The organism is Pseudomonas sp. FW215-R2, assembly GCF_058789255.1.
This window is the reverse complement of record NZ_JBYTBO010000008.1, coordinates 33,740-59,984: the sequence shown is the minus strand read 5'-3', so window position 1 is coordinate 59,984 and position 26,245 is coordinate 33,740. Positions and strand designations below refer to the sequence as shown.

Genomic DNA, 26,245 nt, shown 5'->3' with positions numbered 1-26,245 from the left:
GGGTGGCATAACGGTGACGTAAACGTAACGGGCACAGTTTAGTAAGCAGCCTAACGGCTGCTTAATTGTTTCTGGATGTTGGAAAGGCTGAATAAATCGGGGAAATCGAGGGCCTCATCGCAAGCAGGCTCGATCCCACAGGGAATGTTTTCCAATGTGGGAGCGAGCCTGCTCTCGATGGGAGAACCTCGGTCTGGTGTCAGACCGAGTAAGTCTTGCCAGTATGGTTATTCAGCGAGATGACCTTGGTCTTGCCGATCCGGTGACGGTAGATCTCGCGCAGGTACTTGATCGACTTCTTCACGCAATCGCGCGACAGGCGGATGTCGTTGATCGAGACAAACTTCTCTTTGTCGTTGATCAGCTCGCGGTACTTCTTCTCGTACATCGGTTTGATCGCGTACCAGTTGGTATCGAGGATCTTCGCCGGGTTCTCGAATTCGTTGAGCAGTTCGTCGATACGGTCTTCGTCGAATTCTTCATTGATGATGAAGTCGAGGATCGAGTTGTCCAGCGTCTCGTCGAAACGGTACGGGTTCTTCGCGAAGCAACGCTTGATGAACGCTACGATCAGGGTCAGGAAGTCGTCCGACAGACACGGGCTCTTGGCGATCAGGGTGGTCAACGACAGGTTGGCCGAGGCGCCAATCACCAGTGCGTAACGCTTGAGCGTGGTGTTGGGGAACAGGCTGTTGAGGTGGGTCTTCAACCGGTTCAGGTCCATGTACGACAGTTTGTAGTCTTTCGGCAGCGAAACGATCGAGACCACCGACGAGCAGTTCTTGAAGAAGTGCAGGTCATGCAGCGCAGCGGCGTCGTAGCCGGAGTTCTTGTACTGCTCAAGCGAGGCGCGATAACGCTTGGATTCGATCGGCAGCAGGCTGATGCCTTCGATGGCCTGGGTGACCTTGTTGAAGTGCGGCAGGTCGATCGAGCGGAAGAACAGGTCGTCGATGTTCAGGCGCTGTGGCTCTTTGTCGAACACCTTGAACTTGTCGCTGCTCGGCGGCGGGGTTTCCGGCACTACCGATTCTGCGTAGGCAATCGCCACCGGGCCGGCCAGACTCATGAACAGGTCGTTGGCGTCCAGGCGAATGGTCTCGCCGATGTCGATGCCGGCACGACGGAAATAGTTCTGGTCGTAGTCGGTCGTGACTGCCTGGGCCGTCAGAATGTTGAAGATCTGCTGCGAGATGTACTGGTTGGCGTGCTTCTCCATCGCATTGACATCAATGTTCTGGATGTTGCCGTCATCGCTTTCTTCGGCGTAACGCATGATGTCGTTGGAGATCAGCATCATCGCGTTCCATGGGCGGATACGGCCCATGACGCTGGCTTCGCTGCTGTCTTCGTTGGCGAAGTTGTACGAGAAATCCCATTCTTCCGAGAGGTATTTGCACAGCAGGCGACCGGCGTTGATGTGCAGCGCCTCGGACATTTCGCTGCGGTGGTCGGAAATGTTCGGCAGGACGCAGATGCCGCTGGTGAAGATCGGCTCGAACACGAACGAATGACCGCTCTTGCCGTCATGTTCGTCCATCGGCTTGGTGTCGAACGTCTTGTTCATGTACGAGTGCTGCTGGGCCAGGCCGAATTCCGAGGCCATGCCCGAACCGGTACCGCCGCCGGCACTGAAGATCGAGAAATACAGGCGCGACTGGTTGGCCTTGATGCCGCAGCTGTCGATCAGGTACGAGTGAATCATTTTCCAGTCAGGGCTGGAGAAGCGCTGGGTGTCCTTGTTCAGGATGATCTTCGCCAGGTACTGGCCGAGGATCGGCGCGTTACCGGCGCCGCCGGCGTGGACTTCGGACAAGTCCATGATCTTCATCTTGCTGTAGTCGCGCAGGAAGCCGCTCTTTTCACCCTTGCGCGAGAAACGGATGCGCCCGGCAATGTCTTTGTCCAGGTCGCCGAGCATCACCAATGGTTCCACCAGGAACACCGGTTTGGTCGACTTGTTCGGGCCGATCCGCAGGTTCTGCTTGATCCACTGGGCCGGGCTGTAGCCTTTGTCGGTCGCCAGACGCCGGTCAGCCGCGCGATCTTCGTTGTTGAACTCGTTGAGGTAGAACTTGCGCGCGTTGTACACCAGCTCCGCCACGTCGAGGGCGATGTTGGAGCCGCAGCGACCGAGGCCGATCAGGCACACCGACGGGAATTCCTGATCGTTGTGCTGCTCGTTGTCGCCTTCCAGGTGCGGCGGGCGCGGGAACACCAAGTCACGCAGGCCATCGAGGTTGTCGAGGATGCGGTCGGTGTTGGTTTCGGTGAAGTACAGGTATTGCTGGGTGCCCAACGGGCGCGAAGGAGGCAATGGCTTCATCGGGGCAGGGCTGTTCGCTGCTGGGCTCAGGGTCAGATCGGATACCGCAGTGGCCGGATTGTTTTTAGAAGTCATTGTGCGCCATATACCTGGACTGGTTGGTTCGGCGACCGGTGTCGTCGAGCCTCACGGAATGGGAATCTCGCGTCTTTTTACTGCGCGTATTTGGCCCGTGCGTCAGGGGTCTGGCCTGAGTGCCGCGCGGGGGAATCCTTTCCTGATTGATGATGGATCGGCCATTATTCGGCGATCTTTAATCAAAAGGAGGCTAAATGATGTCAACGCTACCTTCGTTGGGGTTTGCCGGAATCGGTCTGATGGGCCTGCCGATGTGCCGGCGTCTGCTGGCAGCGGGTTATCCGCTGACCGTGTGGAACCGCAACCCGGACAAATGCGCGCCGCTGGTCGAGGCCGGTGCCCGGCAGGTGGCGACGCCCGCCGAGCTGTGTCGGCACGCCGATGTGGTGATGCTGTGCCTGGCTGACACGGCGGTGGTGCGTGAGGTGGTGTTTGGCACGGCCGGAGTCGCCGAGGGTGCGAAGCGCGGTCAGTTGCTGGTGGATTTTTCCAGCCTGGAACCGACGGCGACTCGCGAGATGGCGGCTGAGTTGGCCGATAAGGCCGGCATGACATGGCTCGATTCACCGGTGTCCGGCGGCGTGGTCGGGGCCGAGGCTGGCAGTCTGGCGATCATGGTGGGCGGCGATGCAGCGGATCTTGATCGCGTACGCCCGGTGTTGCTCGCCCTCGGTCAGCGCGTCACGCACATGGGCGGCGTCGGCGCCGGCCAGGTGACCAAGGCCTGCAACCAGATGATCGTCGCGTGCAATGCGCTGATGATTGCCGAAGTGGTCGCGCTGGCCGAGCAGTCCGGGGTCGACGCCAGTCTGATCGCCGAGGCACTGGCCGGTGGTTTCGCCGATTCGAAGCCGCTGCAGATCCTCGCCCCGCAAATGGCCGAAAGCCGTTTCGAACCGGTGAAATGGCACGTGCGCACGCTGCTCAAGGATCTCGACACGGCGGTGAAGTTTTCTCGCGAAGTGGGCTCGGCCACGCCGATCAGCGGATTGGCCGCACAACTGATGCGCCTGCATGGGGCGCAGGGCTTTTTGGCGAAAGATCCATCAACACTGGTGAAAATGTACCGCGAGCCAGCGTCAGCGGATTGACCGTGTGGGAGTGTTTGCGCTGATTGATCTCTTCCAGGACCGGGCGCAGTTCGTCCAGCGGCACCGGACGGCTGAGCAGGTAGCCCTGAATGAAGTCGCAGCCCGAACGTTCGAGGAATTCGTATTGCTCCAGGCTTTCCACGCCTTCGGTGACCACCTGCAAGTGCAGGGTGTGGGCCATGACAATGATCGCCTGGACGATTTCCATGTCGGCGGTGGCTTTGGGAATATCGAGGATAAATGAGCGGTCGACTTTCAGTGTGTTGAGCGGCAGTCGCTTGAGGTAGGCCAGCGACGAATAACCGGTGCCGAAATCATCGATCGACAACGACACGCCCAGGGCGCGGATCTGCCGCAACAGCACCAGCGTGTTGGCGATGTTGCCCATCAGGGCGTTCTCGGTCACCTCCAGCTCCAGCCGTTCGGGGGAAACGCCGGCGCTGCGCAAGGCGTGTTCGATTTCATTGGCCAGTTCTTCCCGGGCCAGATTCAGCGGTGAGCAGTTCCAGGCGATCTTCAGGTCATCACAGCCATGGCGCGACAATTCGCCAAGGTCTTCACAGGCCTTGCGCAACACCCAGTTGTCCAGTTCGGCGATCAGGCCGTTGTTTTCGGCGATGGCGATAAAGCGATCCGGGGTCAGCAGGCCGTGCACCGGGAGCTGCCAGCGAATCAGCGCTTCAAGCTTGGTGACCTTGCCGGTCTTCAGTTCGAAGATCGGCTGGTAATACAGCATCAGCCCGTTCTCTTCGCGCAGGGCAAGACGTAGTTCTTCTTCCAGTTGCAGCTCCAGGCTTGCGCGGTTTTTCAGGTTGGAATCGAAAAAGTGTACGCCGTTGCGTCCAGCACCTTTGGATTGATAAAGCGCCAGGTCCGCGTGCTTGAGCAGTTCATCACAGGTGGTGCCGTCTTCGGGAAACAGGCTGATGCCGATGCTGGTGGTCATCACCATGCGCCGCCCGGCCAGTTCGATCGGCTCCTTCATCTTGAGCATGATGCGCTGGGCCAGGTTGCGTGCTTCTTCGCGGTCGCGCAGGCCGATCAGGATGCAGAATTCGTCGCCGCCGAAACGGGCGACCACGTCTTCATGGCCGCGCACCGAACCTTTGATGTGCTGGGCGATGACTTTGAGGAGCTCGTCGCCGGCATCATGGCCGAGGCTGTCGTTGATGCGTTTGAAGTGATCGATGTCGAGAAACATCACCGCGAGCATGCCGCCCTCGGTGGATTTCTGGCTGAGCTTTTCAGCGAAGAGCTGGTTGAAACCGCGACGGTTGATCAGGTTGGTCAGGGCGTCGTAATTGGCCGCCTGCTGCAGCGACATCCGCGCCTGATCGAGCTGGCTGAGCAACATGTTGACCCGGCGCAGGTCCTGTTCCTTGTTCTGCAGTTTCTTGTCGGCCAGGGCTGCGCTGATGGCGCTGCCGAGGATCAGCAGGGTGATAAAGGCGACGGTGAGCCCCAGTTGCAGATGGCTGGAGTCGACCTTCAGTGTGGGAATGCTCCCCTCCGGGAGGACCAGATGCAACGCCGCCATGCCGGTAAAGTGCATGCTGATGATGCCGGCCCCGAGAATCAATGTGGCCACATATTTGAGCATCTGGTTGTGCAGGCCGCTGCCTTCACGCAAATTCCCGGCCACCCACAGGGCGGCGAAACTGGCACCGATTGCAATCAGGATCGACAGTCCGAACAGGGTCGGGTCGTAGTAGGCCGTGGCCGCCGATTGCATGGCGGCCATGCCGACGTAGTGCATGCCGGCGATGCCCAGGCCGATGACGATGGCGGTCTTGAGGTATTGCAGCAGACTGGGCTGCGGCTCACTCAGCGTGTGCATGGCCAGCCAGGAGGCCAGCACGGCGATCAGCAGGGAAAACAGGGTGATGGACTGGTCGTACTGGATGTCGATCGGCGTCTGGAACGCCAGCATGCTGATGAAATGCATGGCCCAGATGCCACCGGCCAGGCAGGTGGCCCCGATCCAGCGCCAGATCCTGCGTGATCCGGGGTCTTCGGCATGGCCGACGCGTTCCGCCATGTCGAGGGTAGCGAAGCTTGCGGCGCAGGCCACCAGATAGGCGATCAGCACCAGAAAGGGATTGTGTGTGCAATTGAGAATGACCTGCCCGCTCTCCGGCAGCTCGGCAACAAACTGCAAACCAAGCCACTCCATAGCATGCCCCGTCTCTGAGTGCTTCCTTACTGCGTCATCAACGCAGGCGAATGAATGCAGTATAGAGGCCGATTTCGGGGCGCAAGCGGTGGTGGCACATTGGCTCTAATGATTTTGGCATGAGCGTCATAGCGATTGGCGCTAAGCCTCGCATGCTCGGTAGCTCAGGCGACTTCGTTCCAGTGCGGTTGCAATGGCGGCAGGCCAAAACGGGCACGCGCCTTGTCGCAGTCGGTGTTCTGCTCGCCGTTTTCCCACGACGCCTCGAACTCGCGGCAAGGGCTGGAACGCTTGTCGTAGATCGTGCAGGCCACCGATTTTCCGACGTCGCCTTCCAGCGCGGTGCAGCGCGGCGCCTTGCGGTCGGTACCGATCATCGCGACCCGGCTGGGCGTGATCTGGGTGACCAGTTCATCGGGTACGGTCCCGCCGGAGGATGCGCATTCCCCCCAGAAAAATGAAACACGAAAATGGGAACAGCAGGCACCGCAACTCAGACACGGACTGACTTCGGACATTAGGGGGGCATCAAAGGGATTGATCGGCAGGATCCGGACGGATCCGGCGGCCATTCTAGGCTTTGCCACGGCGTTGGGAAGGGGGGCGTGAAAGTATTTTTTCATTGCCGGATTTTTCCGCAAAACCCCCGGTTTTCGGGGGATTCGAAGCATTTCAAGGGCTTACGTTTCGTTACACGGCCATGGCCCGTCATCAGGCTGACGAATGATCACAGACAGTCCCGACGAGCGTGACTAGATTGCAGGTTCCGGGCTCGGATGCGTCGGCAGTGAAGCCCTATAACAATAAAAGAGACGGACCCATGCAGAACTCGACCCAAGCGGCGAATGCCTGGCGCATTCTGTTCCTGCTGTTCCTCGCCAACCTGTTCAATTTCTTCGATCGCACCATCCCCGCGATCATCATCGAGCCGATCCGCATGGAATGGCACCTCAGCGACTTTCAGCTGGGGATCGTCGGCACCGCATTCACCATCGTCTATGCCATTGCCGGCCTGCCGCTGGGGCGCATGGCCGACACCGGCTCGCGCAGCAAGCTGATGGGCTGGGGGCTGGCGACCTGGAGCGCGTTGACGGCGGTCAACGGCCTGGTCGGCAGTTTCTGGAGTTTCCTGCTGGTACGCATGGGCATCGGCATCGGTGAGGCCAGTTACGCGCCCGCCGCCAACTCGCTGATCGGCGACCTGTTCCCGGCGCACCGTCGCGCGAGGGCCATGGGCATCTTCATGCTGGGCTTGCCGTTGGGCCTGCTGCTGGCGTTTTTCACCATCGGCGCGATGGTCAAGGCGTTCGACAGCTGGCGTGCGCCGTTCTTTATTGCTGCCGTGCCGGGGTTGCTGCTGGCGGTGTTCATGTTTTTCATCAAGGAACCCAAGCGCGGCGCGGCGGAGACCGTGCAAGTGTCGCAGGAGAAAGTCGACAAGCCGATCCGCCGGATTCTCGCGGTGCCGACTTTTCTGTGGCTGGTGATGGCCGGGTTGTGCTTCAACTTCGCCACCTATGCTTGTAACTCGTTTTTGGTGCCGATGCTCCAGCGCTATTTTCTGATGCCGTTGCAGGAAGCGGCAGTGGCCACGGGGCTGATCGTCGGCGTGACCGGACTGATCGGCCTGACGCTCGGCGGCTGGATCGCCGACAAGATCCATCAGCGCGTGGCTAACGGGCGGCTGCTGTTTGCGGCGTTCAGCCTGATCATTTCCACCGTGTGCACCGCTTGGGCACTGCACGCCGGGCGGATCGAGATCGGTGTGTTTGTCGCGCTGTTCAGTGTCGGCTGGCTGTTTGCCTATAACTTCTACACCTGCGTCTACACGGCGATTCAGGACGTGGTCGAACCGCGCCTGCGGGCCACGGCGATGGCGCTGTTCTTTGCCGGGTTGTATTTGCTGGGCGGTGGTCTGGGGCCGGTGGTGGTCGGTGGTTTGTCCGATCACTTTGCCAAGTCGGCCATGATTTCGGCGGGCGCCGAGCAGATGACCGAGGCGTTCAAGGCGGTCGGCCTGCATGACGCGATGTATCTGATCCCGGTGGCACTGTTCCTGACCATGGTGTTTCTGTTTCTGGCGGCGCGGTGTTTTGTGCGGGATGCGAAGCGGATGAAGGAGGGCTTGGTGGCGGTGGTTGAGCCTGAGGGTGCAGCGGTCACGGCCTAAGGTTTGATCGTTCCCACGTCGAGGCGTCGAACCGTCCGCGTGGGAATGCAGCCCGGGACGCTCTGCGTCCCATTCGAGAGCTGGAACGCGGAGCGTCCCTTGAGGCATTCCCACGCGGAGCGTGGGAACGATCGGCGGGGCAGACAAACAAAAAGGCCCGCATCGCTGCGGGCCTTTTCATGTGTGGCGGTGGAGCAGGCTGGATCAGCCCGCTACCAGCACCCGGATCGCTTCCAGTCGCAGCGCCGCCTTGTCGAGCATGGCCAGGCCTTGCTCGCGCTGTTTGCGCAGGGCAACCAGTTCGCTGTCGCGCACGGTCGGGTTGACCGCTTGCAACGCGGTCAGGCGTGCCAGTTCTTCGTCGGTGTCGGCCGCCAGACGACGGCGGGCCTCGGCCACGCGCTCGGCGTGACGCGGGGTGATTTTTTCTTCACCGGCGTTGATCCGTGGCGTCAGCTGATCGCGCTGGGCCTGGATGAACTTGTTGGCGCTGGCGCGTGGCACGCTTTCCAGTTGATCGTTCAGGGTTTCGAACGCCACACGGGCCGACAGGTCGTTGCCATTGGCATCGAGCAGGCAGCGCAGGGCGGCCGGTGGCAGGTAGCGGCCCAGTTGCAGGGCGCGCGGAGCCACCACTTCGCTGACGTACAGCAGTTCCAGCAGGACAGTGCCTGGCTTGAGTGCCTTGTTCTTGATCAGCGCGACGGCGGTGTTGCCCATCGAACCGGACAGCACCAGATCCATGCCACCCTGCACCATCGGGTGTTCCCAGGTGATGAACTGCATGTCTTCGCGCGACAGCGCCTGGTTGCGGTCGTAGGTGATGGTCACGCCTTCGTCGTCGCCCAGCGGGAAGCTGGCGTCGAGCATTTTCTCGCTCGGCTTGAGGATCAGGGCGTTTTCCGAATGGTCTTCGCTGTCGATGCCGAACGCGTCGAACAGGGTTTCCATGTAGATCGGCAGGGCGAACTGATCGTCTTGTTCGAGGATGTCCTCGACCAGCGCTTCACCTTCACCGGCACCGCCGGAGTTGAGTTCCAGCAGGCGGTCACGACCGGTGTGCAGCTCGGCTTCCAGACGCTCACGCTCGGTGCGTGCTTCGTCGATCAGCGTCTGCCACTCGCCATCGTCAGCCTCTTCAAGCAGCGGCAACAGGCGCGGGCCGAACTGATGCTGCAAGGCGTTGCCGGTCGGGCAGGTGTTGAGGAACGCGTTCAGTGCTTCGTGATACCACTGGAACAGACGCTCTTGCGGGCTGGTTTCCAGGTACGGCACGTGCAGTTCGATGATGTGTTTCTGGCCGATCCGGTCCAGACGACCGATGCGCTGCTCCAGCAGGTCCGGGTGCGACGGCAGATCGAACAGCACCAGGTGGTGGGCGAACTGGAAGTTGCGACCTTCACTGCCAATTTCCGAGCAGATCAGCACCTGCGCGCCAAACTCTTCGTCGGCGAAGTAGGCGGCGGCGCGGTCACGCTCAAGGATGTTCATGCCTTCATGGAACACCGTGGCCGGGATGCCGGAACGTACGCGCAGGGCGTCTTCCAGGTCCATCGCGGTTTCGGCGTGGGCGCAGATCACCAGTACCTTGGTGCGCTTGAGCATTTTCAGCTGATCGATCAGCCACTCGACGCGCGGGTCGAATTTCCACCAGCGTTCTTCTTCGCTGGCATCCGGCTGGGCCTGGAAGCTGACTTCCGGGTACAGCTCGGCGTGATCGCCCAGTGGCAGTTCGAGGTATTCGTCCGGGCATGGCAGCGGGTACGGGTGCAGTTTGCGCTCCGGGAAACCCTGCACGGCGGCGCGGGTGTTACGGAACAGCACGCGGCCGGTGCCGTGACGGTCGAGCAGCTCACGCACGAGGCGGGCGCTGGCTTCGGTGTCGCCATCGTTGACGGCGGTCAGCAGGGCTTCACCTTCGTTGCCGAGGAAACCGTGGATGGTCTTGTGTGCGGCAGGCGACAGGCGCCCCTTGTCCAGAAGCTCCTGAACGGCTTCGGCCACCGGGCGATAGTTCTCGCTTTCGGCGCGGAAGGCGGCCAGGTCATGGAAACGGTTCGGGTCGAGCAGGCGCAGACGGGCGAAGTGGCTGTCCTGGCCGAGTTGTTCCGGGGTGGCGGTGAGCAGCAGCACGCCGGGAATGACTTCAGCCAGCTGTTCGACCAGCGAGTATTCCGGGCTGACTTTTTCTTCGTGCCAGACCAGGTGGTGTGCTTCGTCGACGACCAGCAGATCCCAGCCGGCAGCGAACAGGGCGTCCTGGGCCTTTTCGTCGTCGACCAGCCACTCCAGCGCCACGAGGGCAAGCTGGGTGTCTTCAAACGGGTTGACGGCATCGCTTTCGATGAAGCGTTCTTCGTCGAACAGCGCGACCTCAAGGTTGAAGCGGCGGCGCATTTCCACCAGCCACTGGTGCTGGAGGTTTTCCGGCACCAGGATCAGCACGCGACTGGCGCGACCCGACAGCAGTTGGCGATGGATCACCAGGCCGGCTTCGATGGTCTTGCCCAGACCCACTTCGTCCGCCAGCAGAACCCGTGGCGCGATGCGGTCGGCGACTTCACGGGCAATGTGCAACTGGTGAGCGATTGGCTGTGCACGCACGCCACCCAGGCCCCACAGCGCAGACTGCAACTGGCGGCTGGTGTGTTCCAGGGTGTGGTAGCGCAGGGAGAACCACGACAGCGGGTCGATCTGTCCGGCGAACAGACGGTCGCTGGCCAGACGGAACTGAATGAAGTTCGACAGCTGGGTTTCCGGCAGGGTGACGGCTTCGTTCTCGGCGTTCAGACCGTGATAGACGAGCAGGCCATCGGCATCCTCGACTTCGCGCACGGTCATCTTCCAGCCTTCGAAGTGGGTAATGGAGTCGCCCGGCGAGAATCGCACGCGGGTCAGGGGCGCATTCCTTAGCGCGTACTGGCGGGTTTCGCCAGTGGCCGGGTAAAGCACGGTCAACAAGCGGCCGTCCTGTGCCAGAACGGTGCCTAAACCAAGCTCTGCTTCGCTGTCACTGATCCAGCGTTGCCCCGGTTGATACTGCTGCGCCATGCTGCCTGACTCCCACCTTGAAAAAGCGGGCTATCTTAACGGAATGAGGCCCTGAGGCCAAAGGATTAGGCGTCGCGTGCGGCTATTAAATGCCGACGGCCAACTGAAGGAAGATTAGGTCATGCGTCGGTTTTACGAGCGATTGCGGCACAACCGAGTGCCGATCCGGTCACAAGTTTGCGACCGATGGCTCAAGGCGCCGATGCCGCAGCCGATAGCCTGCTGACAGGAGACCCTTCATATGCTGCCACCGATGCTCCCCTTGAGCGCCGTGCCGATCACTTCCCAGCAGGACCCGATCCGCCAGCGGCCGGACATTCCTCCGGTGGTGCCGGTGCAGGAAAGCTCCAACGAAAGCACGATCGACCTGCAAAAGCGCGATCCGGAAGAAGACGGTTATCTGCTGCGCGAAGAGCAGCGCCGCCAGCAGGAGCGTGATCGTCGTCGCCGTGAAGCCGACGACGACCCCGAAGCGCACCTCGCCGTACCGGGCACCGAACTCAATGCCGACAACACCGTGCCGGTAGTGCCGCTGATGGAAGACCAGCCGCGTCAGGGCTTGTGGGTCGACATCGAGATCTGAGGCTGCGCGGCCAGTTCAGCCAGATTCGTCAGCAATATGTCGATTTCTTCTGCGGTATTCAGATAACTCACCGACACCCTCGCAATCGAGTTCAGCCCGCGCGCCTGCATGTCCAGCGGTGTGTAGGCCACGCCATTGGCGCCGATGTTGATTCGCCGCTCGGCCAGCGCCTGCTTCAGCGCCACGCAATCCCAGCCATCCAGAGTGAAGGCGATCAGTCCGGATTGTTCGTTGGCCGACCCCAGATCTAGCAGTGTCAGCCCGGGAATCTCCTTCATACGCCGGCGCAGTGGTTGGCTCAGTTCAACGATCCGCTTTCGGATTGCTGTTGCTCCGATGCGCTGATGCTCCTCCAGCGCATTGGCCAATCCGGCGAGTAGCGCCAATGACACTTCACTGGTTTCAAAGCGGCGGGCGTCGTCGCGCAAGGTAAAGCGCTGGCCATCCCACGGTGCCGACAGCACGTCGCGCTGCACCGGCAACAGTCGTTGCAGGAATTCTGGCCGGATATACATCAACGCCGTACCGCGCGGCCCGCGCAGGAACTTGCGCGCCGCACCCTTGAGCATGTCGCACTGCAAGGCCTGGACGTCACAGGGCAACTGCCCCAGGGCCTGTCCGGCGTCGACGAAATAAGGAATGCCGTGGCGACGGGCTATCGCTCCGATCTGCGCCGCCGGGTTGATCAGGCCACCATTGGCCGGTAGCCAGGTCAGGGCGATCAGGCGCACATGGCGGTCAATCATCTGCGCCAGAGCTTGTGGATCGACGGCGCCACGGGCATCGCAAGGGATCACTTCCAGTCGCGCACCGGCCTTCACCGCTTCGGCCATGCAGGCCAGGTTGCCGGCCCATTCATGGCGACCGACCAGAATCCGCTCGCCCGAGTGCCACGGCCCCAGTGCATTGAATGCCTGACTCCAGGCCGCCGAGCCGCTACTGGCAAAGGCGATGTCTTCGGGTTGGGCGTTGAGCAGGGCGGCTGCGGCACTGCGCGCGCGTTCCTGCACTTGTATGTCCGCCGTCTCCATCGGCCCGCCGAGCGCTTCGCGTTGCAGTTGCCCGATCACCGCGTCGAGGGTGGCCTGACTCGGCAGTGAGGCCCCGGCGTGATTGAAATGGATCACCTGCGCGCAGCCGGGCGTGGCGTCGCGCAGGCGCAGGACTTCGTCGACGTTCACGGCTTGAGCTCGAAGATCGCGTCGACTTCCACCGCCACGCCGGCCGGCAGGCTCGACACCCCGACGGCGGTGCGCACATGGCGGCCCTTGTCGCCGAGGACGTTGACCAGCAGGTTCGAGGCGCCGTTGGCGATCACGCCCTGGCGCGGGAAGTCCGGGGTGCTGGCGATAAACGCGCCGAGCCGGATGATCCGCACCAGTTTTGACAGGTCATCGCCCAAGGCATCGGCGAGTTGGGCCAGCAGGCCTAATGCGGCAAGTTCGGCGGCGTTGACACCTTCTTCGTCGGAGATCGCTTCGCCGAGGCGCCCGAGGAATGCAGGTTTGCCATCGAGCATGGGAATCTGCCCGGCGATGTACAACTGATTCTGACTGATCACGTGGCTGACGTAGTTGGCCACCGGCTGGCTTGGCGCAGGCAGTTGCAGGCCGAGTTGCTGGACGCGTTGTTTGATTGAGTCGCTCATGCGGAGTCCTCCTGAGTGAGGACTCCAGCATGTTGGCGCAGGAGGGTGGGCGACAAACGGATAGATTTGATTCGACGTATCCAAAAAACTCATGCGTCGACGATTTGCTCCAGCCATTGGCTGAACGCCTGTGCCGCGGGGTTTGGTGGGCGCTCCGGAGTGACCAGCCAATAGCCGATTTCGCCGGACATTGGTGGGGTATCGAAGGCCGGCACCAGTGCGCCTTCCTTGAATCGACGATCAATCAGGCATTGGCGACCCATGGCGATGCCCTGGCCGGCCACCGCCGCTTCGACCACGATGTTGTAGTCGTGGAGCATGACGCTGGGCACTTGCGCCAGGTCGATGCCGCTGTGTTGCTGCCAGTCGATCCATTCGAACGGCTGGTGCGACTTGGCCATCAACAGCGGGCCGTTCTGCATGCCGCGGGCCTTGAAGGCCGGGCTGCACACCGGCGTCAGGGTTTCCGTCATGAACCGGCGTGCCTGGACTTTCGGCCAGCCGCCCTTGCCGTAGCGGATTGCCAGGTCCACCTCGCCGCCGTCGACATCGGCCAGTTGCACGGCGGGCAGCAGTTCGACGTGGATGTTCGGGTATTTGGTGTTGAAGTCCGCTAGGCGCGGCGCCAGCCACAAGGTCGCGAAGGAAGCCAGCAGGCCGATGCGCAGGGTGGTGGGGCGCTCGCCGCGCAAGTCGTGGGTGGCGGCGGCAATCGCGGCGAGGGCGGGCTCGATCTGTCGGTAGTATTGTTCGCCGGCCGGCGTCAGGTCGATCGCCCGGGTGCGTCGCACGAACAGCGGCTGATCGAGGAACTCCTCGAGTTTGTGCACCTGATGGCTGATCGCACTTTGCGTCACCGACAGTTCGTCGGCAGCCTTGATGAAGCTCAAGTGACGGGCCACGGCCTCGAAGGCGCGCAGGGCCATCAGCGGCGGCAGATCCTGATGCAAGGGCACGGCAGACATCCTCGGAACAGTGCAAAGCGCAGAGTGTGCGGGCAAAAGCGCTGGCCGGTACACGATTTGTTGTATAGCGCCTGCGTCGATGGCTGGTCAGCGCCGGCGCGAGGCCGCATTATTGGCGCAGTCCTGTCGGTGATCCGGCAGTTGTGATTCAGTCCAAGCGATGCACCGAACGCCATGAGCCAAGACGACAAATTGATCGACCTCAGCACCGAACGCGCCAAGCGGGTTCATGACCTCAACGAGAAGCGCCTGAATGAAGTGCGACAGGCGTTCGAGCAGGCCATGCCGTTGGGTAAACCGAAGAAAAAGTCGAAAAACAAACCGAAAAAGCGTTGATCTCCCCTGCATCCGTTGATGCAGGTCAGTTATTTCCCCTCCTTTCTCCCGCGTGTTGACCGGCATTGATCCCGGTCAATTCCTGCGCCTGCCTGATTGGTTAACTTAGTTCCATCGCAGCAGAGCAGGGGCCAGGAGGCCAGTCATGTTTTTCGATAACGTGGTGTTTGCCGGGGTCCTGACCGTGGGCCTGATGGTTCTGTTTTTTGCAGGGTTTGGATTTTTTATCTGGAAGGATGCGAACAAGCGCAAGAAGCCTTGATTCTTCCGGGTTTGATGAGCACGCAAGGCATTTTGGGCAACTTCGGTTGCCCTTTTTTTTGCCTTCTTGGCGGCCTCTGGGCCGACCATGCTTTGGGTGTTCTTTGTGAATATCCGTTGCTTCGGGTGCTGCCGCTGGCGGTTTCGCCCTTACGGCGAGTCACTTTGGCAAACGCCCCAAAGTAACCAAAACGCTGGGCCCCGGCGTTCGGCACCTCGCTGAGGCTCGGCGTTCCTTCGCTCCGGGATTCATCCGGGGGCATCGCCTCCGGTTTGCTTCGCTGCACCTCCTCTCGATGTGTTCGACTCCGTCGAACGGCGCTACGCGCCCATCCCCGGATAAATCCCTCCACTCAGCCTGCCGAAGGGGCCGGCACGTCAAAAGCGGTACTCGAGCTAACGCTCATCGTGTTGAGTGGTGGGAAGCGGAAGCTAACAGCTTGATCGTTCCCACGCTCTGCGTGGGAATGCAGCCCGGGACGCTCCGCGTTCCATTTCTGGAAGCAACAAAAAAAGGCGTGATCCTCTCGAATCACGCCTTTTTCATTACCACGATCTATCAGCTACCCAGCGCCTTCGACGCCAGCCAGAACAAACCAGCCGACAGGGCCACGGTGGCCGGCAGGGTCAGGACCCAGGCCAGCAGGATGGTTTTCACCGTGCCGCCTTGCAGGCCGCTTTTGTTGGCGACCATGGTGCCGGCCACGCCCGAGGAGAGGACGTGGGTGGTGGACACCGGCAGGCTGAAGATGTTGGCCAGGCCGATCAGGCTGGCGGTGGTGATCTGGGCCGACATGCCTTGCGAGTAGGTCATGCCTTGCTTGCCGATCTTCTCGCCGATGGTCAGTACCACACGTTTCCAGCCAACCATGGTGCCCAGGCCCAGGGCCAGGGCGACCGCCAGAATCACCCAGAATGGGGCGTATTCGGTGGTGGTGGTCAGGTCTTTGCGCAGTTTGTCCAGGTCGGCTTTTTCACGAGCGGCGAGGCCTGGCAGTTTGCTGACTTTCTTCGCGGTGTCGTCCAGGCAGAGCAGGTAGCGACGCACTTCGATGCGGCTTTCCGACGACAGCGAGTGGTAGTCCGCTACACCTTTGAGGGTGTCGAGCAGGGCGTTGATGGTCGGTTCGGTCTGTTGCGGGTTGCAACGGAATTTCTCCGGCAGGTCGCCTTCCACGCTTTTGCCCAGTGCCAGGAATTCGCCCAGGGTATCGGCGTTGCGCTTGTAGAACTGGCTCAGGTGCAGGGTCGCATCGCGAGTACGTTCGATCTGGTAAGTGGTGCTGTTCAGGTCGAGTACGAACTGCGCAGGCACGATACCGATTAGTACCAGCATGATCAGGCCGATGCCTTTCTGGCCGTCGTTGGAACCGTGCACGAAGCTCACGGCCATGGCCGAGATCACCAGGACCAGACGGTTCCAGAACGGTGGGTGCTTCTTGTCGTCGATCTTGCGGCGCTGTTCAGGCGTCTTGTGCATTTTCGACAGCGGGCGCCACCATTTCAGGCCGATCAGGATCAGCGCGGCGATCAGGAAACCGGCCATCGGCGAGAACACCAGCGAGGCGCCGATGTCGATCGCTTTCTGCCAGTTGACGCCGTCGGCCAGTGGAATCTCGTTGATCAGGGCGTTGGCCAGACCGACACCGAGGATCGAACCGATCAGGGTGTGGGAGCTGGAGGCCGGGATACCGAAGTACCAGGTGCCCAGGTTCCAGGCGATGGCGGCGGCGAGCAGCGAGAACACCATTGCCAGACCATGGCCGGTGTTCACATTGATCAGCAGTTCTACCGGCAGCAAGTGGACGATGGCATACGCCACGCCGACACCGCCCAGCAGTACGCCGAGGAAGTTGAACACGCCCGAGAAGAACACCGCCAGGTGAGGCGGCATCGCTTTGGTGTAGATAACAGTGGCTACCGCGTTAGCGGTGTCATGAAATCCATTGATGAACTCGAAGGCGAGGACAAATGTCAGGGCGAGCAGGAGGCTCACAAGCACCCAGGCATCCAGTCCGCTGAATAAATCGATCATGAAGGTTTTCTGACCCGGTCATAAGGGGGCGCGATTATGCCAGAAAAGACTGGAAATCGATCCCCTACCTGCTCATCGGTAACCTTCTTCGCCAAATTAATTTGTATCAAGGTGCATTACCCAAGCTTTTTACAGGGTTTTGCAAGGTGTTGATTCAATTGGAAAAAATGCGAAGCGTCGGCGGATTGGCCGGTGTGCGAGAGGGGGCAGAAGCGTGTATGAAATATCTGAGAAACGTGTCTGACATGCTCCAAACCTGTGCAATACAGGGGAGTTGGCCGCTGCCCGCGGGTAGCGGGCGCGCAAGGCATCGTCAGTCCACCGTGCTTGTAACCCGGTGAGTACGCTTACCCTCGAAAGTCTCAAAGGAAGGCGTCAAGGCTCTTCGGCTTTGAGTTCCTCTTCCATTTTTTTCAGTTCTTGCTGGAAGACCTGATCCTGAACGGTGGGGCGTTTACGCCAGGCTTTGCGTTCCGGTTCGGGCTGGGCGGCGTAGGTGGTGACTTCCCCGCCGTAAACTTCCTTGTAACGTTGTTCCTGGCGCTCAAGTTCCGCGCGCAGTTCGTCTTTCGTCACAGTGCTACCTGTATGAGTTGAGATAAATGTCTGGTGAAACGCACTGCAACGAATCGATTGAACCGGTTCGCCAACAAGCCACGGCCTGAACAGGCAGCGGTGTTATCGGCAGGGCGGTCAAGACTTCCATGTTACAGGCGGCTACGGCACCAGATTAAAACTGACGCAGCATCAGTTTCCTGTTTCAGCGAGCGCGCTGGCGGTGCATGGGTGATGATCATCAGGCGCTGGCCGGGGCTGAAGGCAATGGACATCGCCTCAGCGAATGGCGTCGACGGCAAATAAAAGTGCGGCGCCACTGAGGTGCATTATAGCGGCCGATTCGGGATTGACTATCTTTGCCAAGTTAAAAACGGTTCCGGATGTGTGATTGTTTTGTGACTCGCAACTTTTACCCATAGTTGCATCGTTGTTGTCGGGTGTTGTGTTTCTGGCGCCATTTAGCCGAACAACTAAGGCGCCGGGTGCATGAGGTGATACCGAGTTTAAAACGGTCGTGAGCGATTCCCGCCGGGACGCAGGGATCGTTGCGATTATCGGTCGACGGTTCGATAATCGCCCGGTGTTGGCGATCTGGCGCTTGTGCATCTGTCTGCGAGCCGCTTGTATAGCCGTCGATCCGTACAGGAAAAAGGACCTGACATGAACGATCAAATGCGCAATTCCTTTACGTCGGTGGCGCCGCCGATCGTTGCTTCACCGGCCAAACGCATCCAGGCCCTGACCGGCGATCCGGACTTCATGACCTCTCTGGCCCGTGGCCTGGCGGTGGTCCAGGCGTTTCAGGAGCGCAAGCGTCACTTGACCATCGCCCAGATCAGCCACCGTACGGAAATTCCCCGTGCCGCCGTGCGCCGTTGCCTGCATACGCTGATCAAGCTCGGCTACGCCACCACCGACGGCCGTACTTATTCGTTGCTGCCCAAAGTGCTGACCCTCGGTCACGCCTATCTGTCTTCGACGCCGCTGGCGGTTTCCGCCCAGCCTTACCTCGACCGCATGAGCGAGCAACTCCACGAGGCCTGCAACATGGCCACGCTGGAAGGTGACGACATTCTCTACATTGCCCGTTCGGCCACCACCCAGCGCCTGATTTCGGTAGACCTGTCGGTGGGCGGGCGTCTGCCGGCGTATTGCACGTCCATGGGGCGGATTCTGCTGGCGGCGCTGGACGACACGTCACTGCGCGAATACCTCGACCACGCCGAACTGGTGGCCAAGACCAGCCGTACGCTCCACACCCCCGACACCTTGCTCGAGTGTTTGCAGGAAGTGCGGCAGCAGGGCTGGTGCATCGTCGATCAGGAACTGGAGCAAGGCCTGCGTTCGATTGCGGTGCCGGTGTACGACGCCTCCGGCCAGGTGGTGGCCGCGCTCAACGTCAGCACCCACGCCGGTCGCGTCAGCCGTACCGAACTGGAGCAGCGTTTTCTGCCGGGCCTGTTGAGTGCCAGCCGCGACCTCAGCGCGCAGTTGTTCGCCTGATGAAGCTGTTCGATAAACGCACAGAGTTGCGTTTATCGAATTGACGCTAAAACCCCCGGATCATTAATGTCGCGGCAGCGTCATCCGGCGCTGTTGTGAATGAGCCCGCCGGATCGTCGACTCCCATAATAATGACAAGAGGCAACATCCCATGCGCACGTTCCCCGACTGTCGCCGCTCCCGTTCCTGTTGCCGGTTTTAGCGCAACGCCTGATTCCCTCCTTATATGCTTGTGTCCGTGCCAGTCTTTGGCCGGTCGCCGTTCGACTGCGTTTTTTGCGTGGAATAAAAATAATGAACCAGCCTCAGTCCGCTGTGGGTAACTGCCTCGACGTGCAGTCCTTCATCAACGCTCAACCGATCTCGCGCTATCAGTGGCGCGTGGTGATTCTGTGTTTCCTGATTGTGTTCCTCGATGGCCTCGACACCGCGGCCATGGGGTTTATCGCACCGGCCCTGTCCCAGGACTGGGGCATCGACCGCGCCAGCCTCGGCCCGGTGATGAGCGCCGCGTTGATCGGCATGGTCTTCGGCGCACTGGGCTCCGGGCCGTTGGCTGACCGCTTCGGGCGAAAGGTCGTACTGGTCGGTGCGGTCTTTCTGTTCGGTGCTTTCAGCCTGGCGTCGGCCTACGCCACCAACGTCGAGCAATTGCTGGTGCTGCGCTTCCTGACCGGTCTGGGACTGGGCGCGGGCATGCCGAACGCCACCACGCTGCTGTCGGAATACACCCCGGAGCGCAAAAAGTCGCTGTTGGTGACCAGCATGTTCTGCGGTTTCAACCTCGGTATGGCCGGCGGCGGGTTTATCTCGGCCAAGCTGATTCCGGCGTTCGGCTGGCACAGTTTGTTGCTGATCGGCGGGATTCTGCCGCTGATCCTCGCCGTGGTGTTGCTGGTCTGGCTGCCGGAGTCGGCGCGTTACCTGGTGGTGCGTAATCGCGGTACCGACAAAGTCCGCAAGACCCTCGCACCGATCGACCCGGCCACCGTCGCCCAGGCGGCGAGTTTCAGCGTGCCGGAACAGAAAACCGTCAAGGCACGCAACGTATTCGCGGTGATTTTCTCCGGCACCTACAGCACCGGCACGCTGTTGCTGTGGCTGACCTACTTCATGGGCCTGGTGATCGTGTACCTGCTGACCAGTTGGCTGCCGACCCTGATGCGCGACAGCGGTGCGAGCATGGAGCAAGCGGCGTTCATCGGCGCGTTGTTCCAGTTCGGCGGGGTGTTGAGCGCGGTCGGCGTAGGCTGGGCGATGGACCGCTTCAATCCGCACAAGGTCATCGGCATTTTCTACCTGCTGGCCGGGGTGTTTGCCTACGCGGTCGGGCAGAGCCTGGGCAACATCACGCTGCTGGCGACGCTGGTGCTGGTGGCGGGCATGTGCGTCAACGGCGCGCAATCGGCGATGCCGTCGCTGGCAGCGCGGTTTTACCCGACTCAAGGCCGGGCGACCGGTGTCTCGTGGATGCTCGGGATCGGCCGCTTCGGTGCGATTCTCGGGGCGTGGATGGGCGCGACCCTGCTGGGCCTGGGCTGGGATTTCGAACAGGTGCTGACAGCGCTGGTGTTCCCGGCCGGGCTGGCCACGGCAGCGGTGGTGATCAAGGGCCTGGTCAGTCACGCGGACGCGACCTGATATCCACTCCGCTCACTCCCGTACCGGGTGCGGGAGTGATCATTAGGTTGATAACAATCTGTTCGATAAGCGAACACTCAGTCGATTATCGGATTGTTTGGCGAAAATCAGCGGCTTAATCTTCAGTGACTCCGGCGCACAACCTCGCGCCTTTTTATCACTGGCGATCCACTACAAAAACGGGAGCCCGCTCCATGGCTGAGATCCTTTCGCTGCACGACGCGGTGAAGCAATTCGTCAACGACGGCGACACCGTCGCGCTCGAAGGCTTCACTCACCTGATCCCTACGGCGGCAGGTCATGAAATCATTCGTCAGGGCAAGAAAGATCTGACCCTGGTGCGGATGACGCCTGACCTGATCTACGACCAACTGATCGGCGCCGGCTGTGCACGCAAGCTGATCTTCTCCTGGGGCGGCAACCCTGGCGTGGGTTCGCTGCACCGTCTGCGCGACGCGGTCGAGAAACAATGGCCGCACGCGCTGGAAATCGAAGAACACAGCCACGCCGACCTGGCCAATGCCTACGTCGCCGGCGCCTCCGGCCTACCGTTCGCGGTACTGCGGGCCTACGCCGGTTCCGACCTGCCGAAGGTCAACCCGCTGATCAAGTCTGTGACGTGCCCGTTCACCGGTGAAGTGCTGGCAGCGGTGCCGTCGGTGCGCCCGGACGTGACCGTGATCCACGCCCAGAAAGCCGACCGTCAGGGCAACGTGCTGCTGTGGGGCATTCTCGGTGTGCAGAAAGAGGCCGCGCTGGCCGCCAAGCGTTGCATCGTCACCGTCGAAGAAATCGTCGACAACCTCAACGCGCCGATGAACGCCTGTGTGCTGCCGACCTGGGCCCTGAGCGCGGTCTGCCATGTGCCCGGTGGCGCGCATCCGTCCTACGCCCACGGTTACACCGAGCGTGACAACCGCTTCTATCAGGCGTGGGACCCGATCGCCCGCGACCGTGAGACGTTTACCGCGTGGATCAACGAATACATCCATGGCTGCGCTGACTTCAGCGAGTTCCAGGCCAAATTGGCCGCTGCCTCGGAGGCCAAGTAATGACTTACACCACTAATGAAATGATGACCGTCGCCGCGGCCCGTCGCCTGAAGAACGGCTCGGTGTGCTTCGTCGGCATCGGCCTGCCGTCGAAAGCCGCCAACCTGGCGCGGCTGACCTCTTCGCCGGACGTGGTGCTGATCTACGAGTCCGGCCCGATTGGCGCCAAACCCAGCGTACTGCCGCTGTCGATCGGTGACGGCGAACTGGCGGAAACCGCCGACACCGTCGTGCCAACCGGTGAGATTTTTCGCTACTGGCTGCAGGGCGGACGCATCGACGTCGGTTTCCTCGGCGCAGCGCAGGTCGACCGTTTCGGCAACATCAACACCACCGTGGTTGGCGATTATCACCAGCCGAAAGTGCGTCTGCCGGGTGCCGGTGGCGCGCCGGAGATCGCCGGCTCCGCGAAAAGCGTGCTGATCATCCTTAAACAGTCGGCGCGTTCGTTTGTCGACAAGCTCGATTTCATTACCTCGGTCGGCCATGGCGAGGGCGGCGATTCGCGCAAACGTCTGGGCCTGCCGGGCGCCGGCCCGGTCGGGATCATCACTGACCTGTGCATCATGGAGCCGGAAGAGGGCACCCACGAATTCGTGGTCACCGCACTGCACCCCGGTGTGACCCGCGAGCAAGTGGTCGCCGCCACCGGTTGGGCGATCCGTTTTGCCGACAGCGTTGCCACCAGCGCCGAACCCACCGAGGTCGAGCTGACCGCCCTGCGTGATCTCGAAGCCCGCACCGCCGCGGCCCACGGCCAGGCACCGGGAGAAGCATGATGCGCGACGTTTATATCTGCGATGCGATTCGTACTCCCATCGGTCGTTTCGGTGGCGGTCTGGCGGCTGTTCGCGCCGACGACTTGGCCGCCGTGCCGATCAAGGCCCTGATGGAGCGCAATCCGTCGGTGGACTGGAGCGCCATCGACGAAGTATTCCTTGGCTGCGCCAACCAGGCCGGCGAAGACAACCGCAACGTGGCGCGCATGGCGCTACTGCTGGCCGGTCTGCCGGACAGCGTTCCGGGTGTCACCCTCAATCGTCTCTGCGCGTCGGGCATGGACGCCATCGGCACGGCGTTCCGCGCCATCGCCAGTGGCGAAATGGAGCTGGCGATTGCCGGCGGTGTCGAGTCGATGTCCCGCGCGCCGTTCGTGATGGGCAAGGCTGACGCGGCGTTTTCGCGCAACATGAAACTGGAAGACACCACCATCGGCTGGCGTTTCATCAACCCGTTGATGAAGGCGCAGTACGGCGTCGACGCGATGCCGCAGACCGCCGACAACGTCGCCGACGACTACGAAATCTCCCGCGAGGATCAGGACGCTTTCGCCTTGCGCAGTCAGCAACGGACGGCCGCCGCTCAGGCTGCCGGCTACTTCGCCGAGGAAATCGTCGAAGTGCGGATCGCCCACAAGAAAGGCGAAACCGTGGTCAGCCAGGACGAACATCCCCGTGCCGACACCACGATTGAAGCCCTAACCAAGTTGAAACCGGTCAACGGCCCGGACAAGACCGTCACCGCCGGCAACGCTTCGGGCGTGAATGACGGTGCCGCCGCGCTGATTCTGGCTTCGGCTGAAGCAGTGAAAAAACACGGTTTGACCGCTCGGGCCAAAGTGCTGGGCATGGCCAGCGCCGGGGTTGCGCCACGGGTGATGGGCATCGGCCCGGTGCCGGCAGTGCGCAAACTCACCGAACGCCTCGGCGTGGCGGTCAGCGATTTCGATGTGATCGAACTCAACGAAGCGTTTGCCAGCCAGGGTCTGGCGGTATTACGCGAACTGGGACTGGCGGACGACGCGGCCCAGGTCAACCCGAACGGCGGCGCGATTGCCCTCGGTCATCCGTTGGGCATGAGCGGCGCGCGCCTGGTGCTGACCGCCCTGCATCAGCTGGAAAAGACCGGTGGCAAGAAAGGTCTGGCGACCATGTGCGTCGGTGTCGGCCAGGGTCTGGCCCTGGCCATCGAACGCGTCTGACGCAAGCCGTGACGAACAAGAACAGAGGAAAGCGAAATGACTGACAAGCCTGGTTACCGCCGCCCGCAGGAAGGCACCCAGCCGCCGTACCTGCACCCGAATTATCAATCCACCAATTTGCGCTCGCCGTCCAAGCCGTTGGTGTTCCTGCCGCATTCGCTGTCGGAAATCACCGGCCCGACCATCGGCGCCGAACGAGTGGCCGACACCGATAACGATCTGACTGCCCAGCATCAAGGCGAACCGCTGGGTGAGCGGATCATCATTCACGGCCGTGTGCTCGATGAAGACGGTCTGCCGGTACCGGGGATTCTGGTGGAGATCTGGCAGGCCAACGCCGCCGGTCGCTACAACCACGCCCGCGACCTGCACGACGCACCGCTGGACCCGAACTTCACCGGCACCGGCCGCACCGTGACCGACGCCGACGGCTGGTATCAGTTCCAGACCATCAAGCCTGGCGCCTATCCGTGGGGTAACCACCACAACGCCTGGCGCCCGGCGCACGTGCATTTCTCGCTGTTCGGGCCGAGCATCCTGACGCGTCTGGTCACGCAAATGTATTTCCCCGGCGACCCATTGCTGCCGTATGACCCGATCTACAACTGCGTGCCGGACACCTCGGCCAAGGAACGCCTGATCGCCGCTTTCGATCTGGAAAAAAACATTCCGTCCTACGCCCTCGCTTATCGCTGGGACATCGTGCTGCGCGGCCGCGAAGCCACGCCGATGGAGAAATGAGATGACCCTGACTGCGACCACGTCCCACACCGTCGGGCCGTATTACCACATCGGCCTGACCTGGCTGAACCGCGAGAACCTCGCCAACGAACTGACCCTCGGCCAGCGCGTGGCGATCACCGGACAAGTGGTGGATGGCAACGGCGATGTCGTCAACGACGCCATGCTCGAAGTCTGGCAGGCCAACGCCGCCGGCAAATACGATCACCCGGAAGACGAACAGGCCAAACCGCTGGACCCGAATTTCGAAGGTTTCGGCCGGGTGCCGGTGGATGCCGAAGGGCGCTTCCGTTTCACCACGATCAAACCGGGCACGGTCGAAGGCCTGAAAGGCTCGACCCAGGCGCCGCACCTGGTGGTGCTGGTGTTCGCGCGCGGGTTGGTAAAGCACTTGCTGACGCGGATTTATTTCGAGGGCGATCCGGCGAACGTCAATGATCCGCTGCTCGAATGCGTACCGGCCGAGCGCCGCACCACGTTGCTGGCCAAGCCGGATGCGGCGGGCGTTTATCAGTGGAATGTGATCCTGCAGGGCACTGACGCGGAAACCGTGTTCTTCGATTATTGAAAGAACACTGCACCTTCCCGCGCAGAGTACTGATCGTTCCCACGCAGAGCGTGGGAACGATCAACGTCGAGGCGCCGAATGCGTTTGCGTGGGAACGATCAATACAGGATGTGGAACGGGATTGTTGCGAAGTGTGTCTAGACTCTCACTGTCCCTATCGAGTGAAAAACAATGACAACCACCACAGCTCATTACACCGGCGAGGAGCGCAGCAAGCGCATATTCGCCATTGTCGGCGCCTCGTCCGGCAACCTGGTCGAATGGTTCGACTTCTATGTCTACGCCTTCTGCGCGATCTACTTCGCCCCGGCGTTTTTCCCCTCCGACAACCCCACGGTGCAGCTGGTCAACACCGCAGGCGTGTTCGCGGCCGGGTTCCTGATGCGACCGATCGGCGGCTGGATCTTCGGCCGGGTGGCGGACAAGCACGGGCGCAAGAACTCGATGCTGATCTCGATTCTGATGATGTGTTTCGGCTCGTTGCTCATTGCCTGTCTGCCGACCTACAACAGCATCGGGGTCTGGGCGCCGGTGCTGTTGCTGTTCGCGCGCCTGTTGCAGGGCTTGTCGGTGGGCGGTGAGTACGGCACCACCGCGACCTACATGAGCGAAGTGGCACTCAAGGGCCAGCGCGGTTTCTTCGCTTCCTTCCAGTACGTGACCCTGATCGGCGGTCAACTGCTGGCGGTGCTGGTGGTGGTGATCCTGCAGCAATTCCTCTCTGAAGATGAACTGCGGGCCTACGGCTGGCGGATTCCGTTCGTGGTCGGGGCGGTGGCGGCGCTGATTTCGTTGTTCCTGCGTCGCGCCTTGAAAGAAACCACCAACAAGGAAATACGCGAACACAAAGACGCCGGCAGCATCCGTGCGCTGTTCCGCGATCACAAGGCTGCGTTCATCACCGTCCTCGGCTATACCGCCGGTGGCTCGCTGATTTTCTACACCTTCACCACGTACATGCAGAAGTACCTGGTGAACACCGCCGGCATGCACGCCAAGACCGCGAGCTTCATCATGACCGGCGCGCTCTTCTTATATATGTGCATGCAGCCACTGTTCGGCATGCTCGCCGACAAGATCGGCCGGCGTAACTCGATGCTCTGGTTCGGTGCCCTCGGCACGCTGTTCACTGTGCCGATCCTGTTGAGCCTGAAAAGCGTCAGCAGCCCGTTCCTGGCCTTCGTGCTGATCACCGTGGCGCTGGCGATCGTCAGTTTCTACACCTCGATCAGCGGCCTGGTGAAAGCCGAAATGTTCCCGCCGGAAGTCCGCGCCCTCGGCGTCGGCCTGGCCTACGCGGTGGCTAACGCGATCTTCGGCGGTTCGGCCGAATACGTGGCCCTGAGCCTGAAAGCCGGGGGCATGGAAAACGCCTTCTACTGGTACGTCACGGTGATGATGGCGGTGGCGTTCCTGTTCAGCCTGCGTCTGCCGAAACAGGCCGCCTACTTGCACCACGATCTCTAAACCGAAGTGCGCGGGCC

At 61.3% G+C, this 26,245-nt stretch carries 22 protein-coding genes; 13 read left to right on the top strand and 9 right to left on the bottom strand.

Features of this window, described 5'->3' with window-relative positions; all coding sequences use genetic code 11:
• Positions 1-199: 199 nt before the first annotated feature.
• A complete protein-coding gene (locus AC3WRD_RS13030) occupies positions 200-2,401 on the bottom strand; it encodes a hypothetical protein (RefSeq protein WP_102621486.1) in 2,202 nt (733 codons plus the stop codon).
• Between the two features lie 197 nt (positions 2,402-2,598).
• Here AC3WRD_RS13030 and AC3WRD_RS13025 point away from each other — a divergent pair, with 197 nt between their 5' ends.
• On the top strand, positions 2,599-3,495 hold the full coding sequence (locus AC3WRD_RS13025) for an NAD(P)-dependent oxidoreductase (RefSeq protein ID WP_173861368.1): 897 nt from the start codon (positions 2,599-2,601) through the stop codon (positions 3,493-3,495).
• Here the strand turns inward: AC3WRD_RS13025 and AC3WRD_RS13020 are convergent.
• Together AC3WRD_RS13020 and AC3WRD_RS13015 are read right to left on the bottom strand one after the other, a co-directional pair.
• Positions 3,386-5,668, bottom strand: coding sequence for a putative bifunctional diguanylate cyclase/phosphodiesterase (locus AC3WRD_RS13020; RefSeq protein WP_102621485.1), 2,283 nt, complete (start codon positions 5,666-5,668; stop codon positions 3,386-3,388). The genes AC3WRD_RS13025 and AC3WRD_RS13020 overlap by 110 nt on opposite strands.
• A 164-nt stretch (positions 5,669-5,832) precedes the next feature.
• Entirely contained in the window at positions 5,833-6,186 is a 354-nt protein-coding gene (locus tag AC3WRD_RS13015) for a YkgJ family cysteine cluster protein (RefSeq protein ID WP_102621484.1), read from the bottom strand.
• Between the two features lie 302 nt (positions 6,187-6,488).
• Between AC3WRD_RS13015 and AC3WRD_RS13010 the strand changes: the two genes are divergently transcribed.
• A complete protein-coding gene (locus AC3WRD_RS13010) occupies positions 6,489-7,838 on the top strand; it encodes a spinster family MFS transporter (RefSeq protein WP_102621483.1) in 1,350 nt (449 codons plus the stop codon).
• 204 nt (positions 7,839-8,042) lie between these two features.
• Here AC3WRD_RS13010 and rapA read toward each other — a convergent pair whose 3' ends face one another.
• Positions 8,043-10,889, bottom strand: a complete 2,847-nt coding sequence (rapA, locus tag AC3WRD_RS13005; protein WP_096819498.1) for an RNA polymerase-associated protein RapA — start codon at positions 10,887-10,889, stop codon at positions 8,043-8,045.
• Positions 10,890-11,130: 241 nt separating this feature from the next.
• Between rapA and AC3WRD_RS13000 the strand changes: the two genes are divergently transcribed.
• Positions 11,131-11,472 carry an aspartate-semialdehyde dehydrogenase gene (locus AC3WRD_RS13000; RefSeq protein ID WP_096819497.1) on the top strand — a complete coding sequence of 114 codons (342 nt, stop codon included), beginning with the start codon at positions 11,131-11,133 and terminating at the stop codon, positions 11,470-11,472.
• Here AC3WRD_RS13000 and AC3WRD_RS12995 read toward each other — a convergent pair.
• The 3 genes from AC3WRD_RS12995 to AC3WRD_RS12985 form a co-directional block, all read right to left on the bottom strand.
• On the bottom strand, positions 11,442-12,653 hold the full coding sequence (locus tag AC3WRD_RS12995; protein ID WP_102621482.1) for an aminotransferase class V-fold PLP-dependent enzyme: 1,212 nt from the start codon (positions 12,651-12,653) through the stop codon (positions 11,442-11,444). The two genes, AC3WRD_RS13000 and AC3WRD_RS12995, sit on opposite strands and share 31 nt — an antisense overlap.
• On the bottom strand, positions 12,650-13,120 hold the full coding sequence (locus AC3WRD_RS12990) for a RidA family protein (RefSeq protein WP_102621481.1): 471 nt from the start codon (positions 13,118-13,120) through the stop codon (positions 12,650-12,652). The genes AC3WRD_RS12995 and AC3WRD_RS12990 overlap by 4 nt, the downstream gene beginning before the upstream one ends.
• 89 nt (positions 13,121-13,209) lie before the next feature.
• Entirely contained in the window at positions 13,210-14,076 is an 867-nt protein-coding gene (locus AC3WRD_RS12985) for a LysR substrate-binding domain-containing protein (RefSeq protein WP_102621480.1), read from the bottom strand.
• A gap of 183 nt (positions 14,077-14,259) precedes the next feature.
• Between AC3WRD_RS12985 and AC3WRD_RS12980 the strand changes: the two genes are divergently transcribed.
• Both AC3WRD_RS12980 and ccoM read left to right on the top strand, forming a co-directional pair.
• Positions 14,260-14,421, top strand: a complete 162-nt coding sequence (locus tag AC3WRD_RS12980) for a hypothetical protein (protein ID WP_096819493.1) — start codon at positions 14,260-14,262, stop codon at positions 14,419-14,421.
• A gap of 145 nt (positions 14,422-14,566) precedes the next feature.
• Positions 14,567-14,683, top strand: coding sequence for a cytochrome c oxidase subunit CcoM (gene ccoM, locus AC3WRD_RS12975; protein WP_007959205.1), 117 nt, complete (start codon positions 14,567-14,569; stop codon positions 14,681-14,683).
• 558 nt (positions 14,684-15,241) lie between these two features.
• Here ccoM and AC3WRD_RS12970 read toward each other — a convergent pair.
• Positions 15,242-16,717, bottom strand: coding sequence for an inorganic phosphate transporter (locus tag AC3WRD_RS12970; RefSeq protein WP_096819492.1), 1,476 nt, complete (start codon positions 16,715-16,717; stop codon positions 15,242-15,244).
• A gap of 375 nt (positions 16,718-17,092) precedes the next feature.
• On the bottom strand, positions 17,093-17,293 hold the full coding sequence (locus AC3WRD_RS12965) for a hypothetical protein (RefSeq protein ID WP_007957826.1): 201 nt from the start codon (positions 17,291-17,293) through the stop codon (positions 17,093-17,095).
• Between the two features lie 642 nt (positions 17,294-17,935).
• Between AC3WRD_RS12965 and pcaR the strand changes: the two genes are divergently transcribed.
• From pcaR to AC3WRD_RS12925, 8 genes are all read left to right on the top strand, one after another.
• Complete coding sequence (gene pcaR, locus AC3WRD_RS12960; protein WP_096819491.1) at positions 17,936-18,778, top strand: pca regulon transcriptional regulator PcaR; 843 nt, start codon at positions 17,936-17,938, stop codon at positions 18,776-18,778.
• Between the two features lie 294 nt (positions 18,779-19,072).
• Positions 19,073-20,419 carry a 4-hydroxybenzoate transporter PcaK gene (gene pcaK, locus AC3WRD_RS12955; protein ID WP_102621478.1) on the top strand — a complete coding sequence of 449 codons (1,347 nt, stop codon included), beginning with the start codon at positions 19,073-19,075 and terminating at the stop codon, positions 20,417-20,419.
• 194 nt (positions 20,420-20,613) lie between these two features.
• Positions 20,614-21,471: a CoA transferase subunit A gene (locus AC3WRD_RS12950; RefSeq protein WP_003222404.1), complete on the top strand. Its 858-nt coding sequence runs from the start codon at positions 20,614-20,616 to the stop codon at positions 21,469-21,471.
• Positions 21,471-22,250: a CoA-transferase subunit beta gene (locus AC3WRD_RS12945; protein ID WP_096819489.1), complete on the top strand. Its 780-nt coding sequence runs from the start codon at positions 21,471-21,473 to the stop codon at positions 22,248-22,250. Before AC3WRD_RS12950 ends, AC3WRD_RS12945 begins: the two co-directional genes overlap by 1 nt.
• Positions 22,247-23,452, top strand: coding sequence for a 3-oxoadipyl-CoA thiolase (gene pcaF, locus AC3WRD_RS12940; RefSeq protein ID WP_173861369.1), 1,206 nt, complete (start codon positions 22,247-22,249; stop codon positions 23,450-23,452). The genes AC3WRD_RS12945 and pcaF overlap by 4 nt, the downstream gene beginning before the upstream one ends.
• Positions 23,453-23,488: 36 nt before the next feature.
• Positions 23,489-24,193 (top strand): protocatechuate 3,4-dioxygenase subunit beta, encoded by a 705-nt coding sequence (pcaH, locus tag AC3WRD_RS12935; RefSeq protein WP_102621476.1) that lies wholly within the window; start codon positions 23,489-23,491, stop codon positions 24,191-24,193.
• 1 nt (position 24,194) lies between these two features.
• Positions 24,195-24,761, top strand: a complete 567-nt coding sequence (pcaG, locus tag AC3WRD_RS12930) for a protocatechuate 3,4-dioxygenase subunit alpha (RefSeq protein WP_064593979.1) — start codon at positions 24,195-24,197, stop codon at positions 24,759-24,761.
• Between the two features lie 171 nt (positions 24,762-24,932).
• Positions 24,933-26,228, top strand: a complete 1,296-nt coding sequence (locus AC3WRD_RS12925) for an MFS family transporter (RefSeq protein ID WP_096819486.1) — start codon at positions 24,933-24,935, stop codon at positions 26,226-26,228.
• Positions 26,229-26,245: the final 17 nt, after the last annotated feature.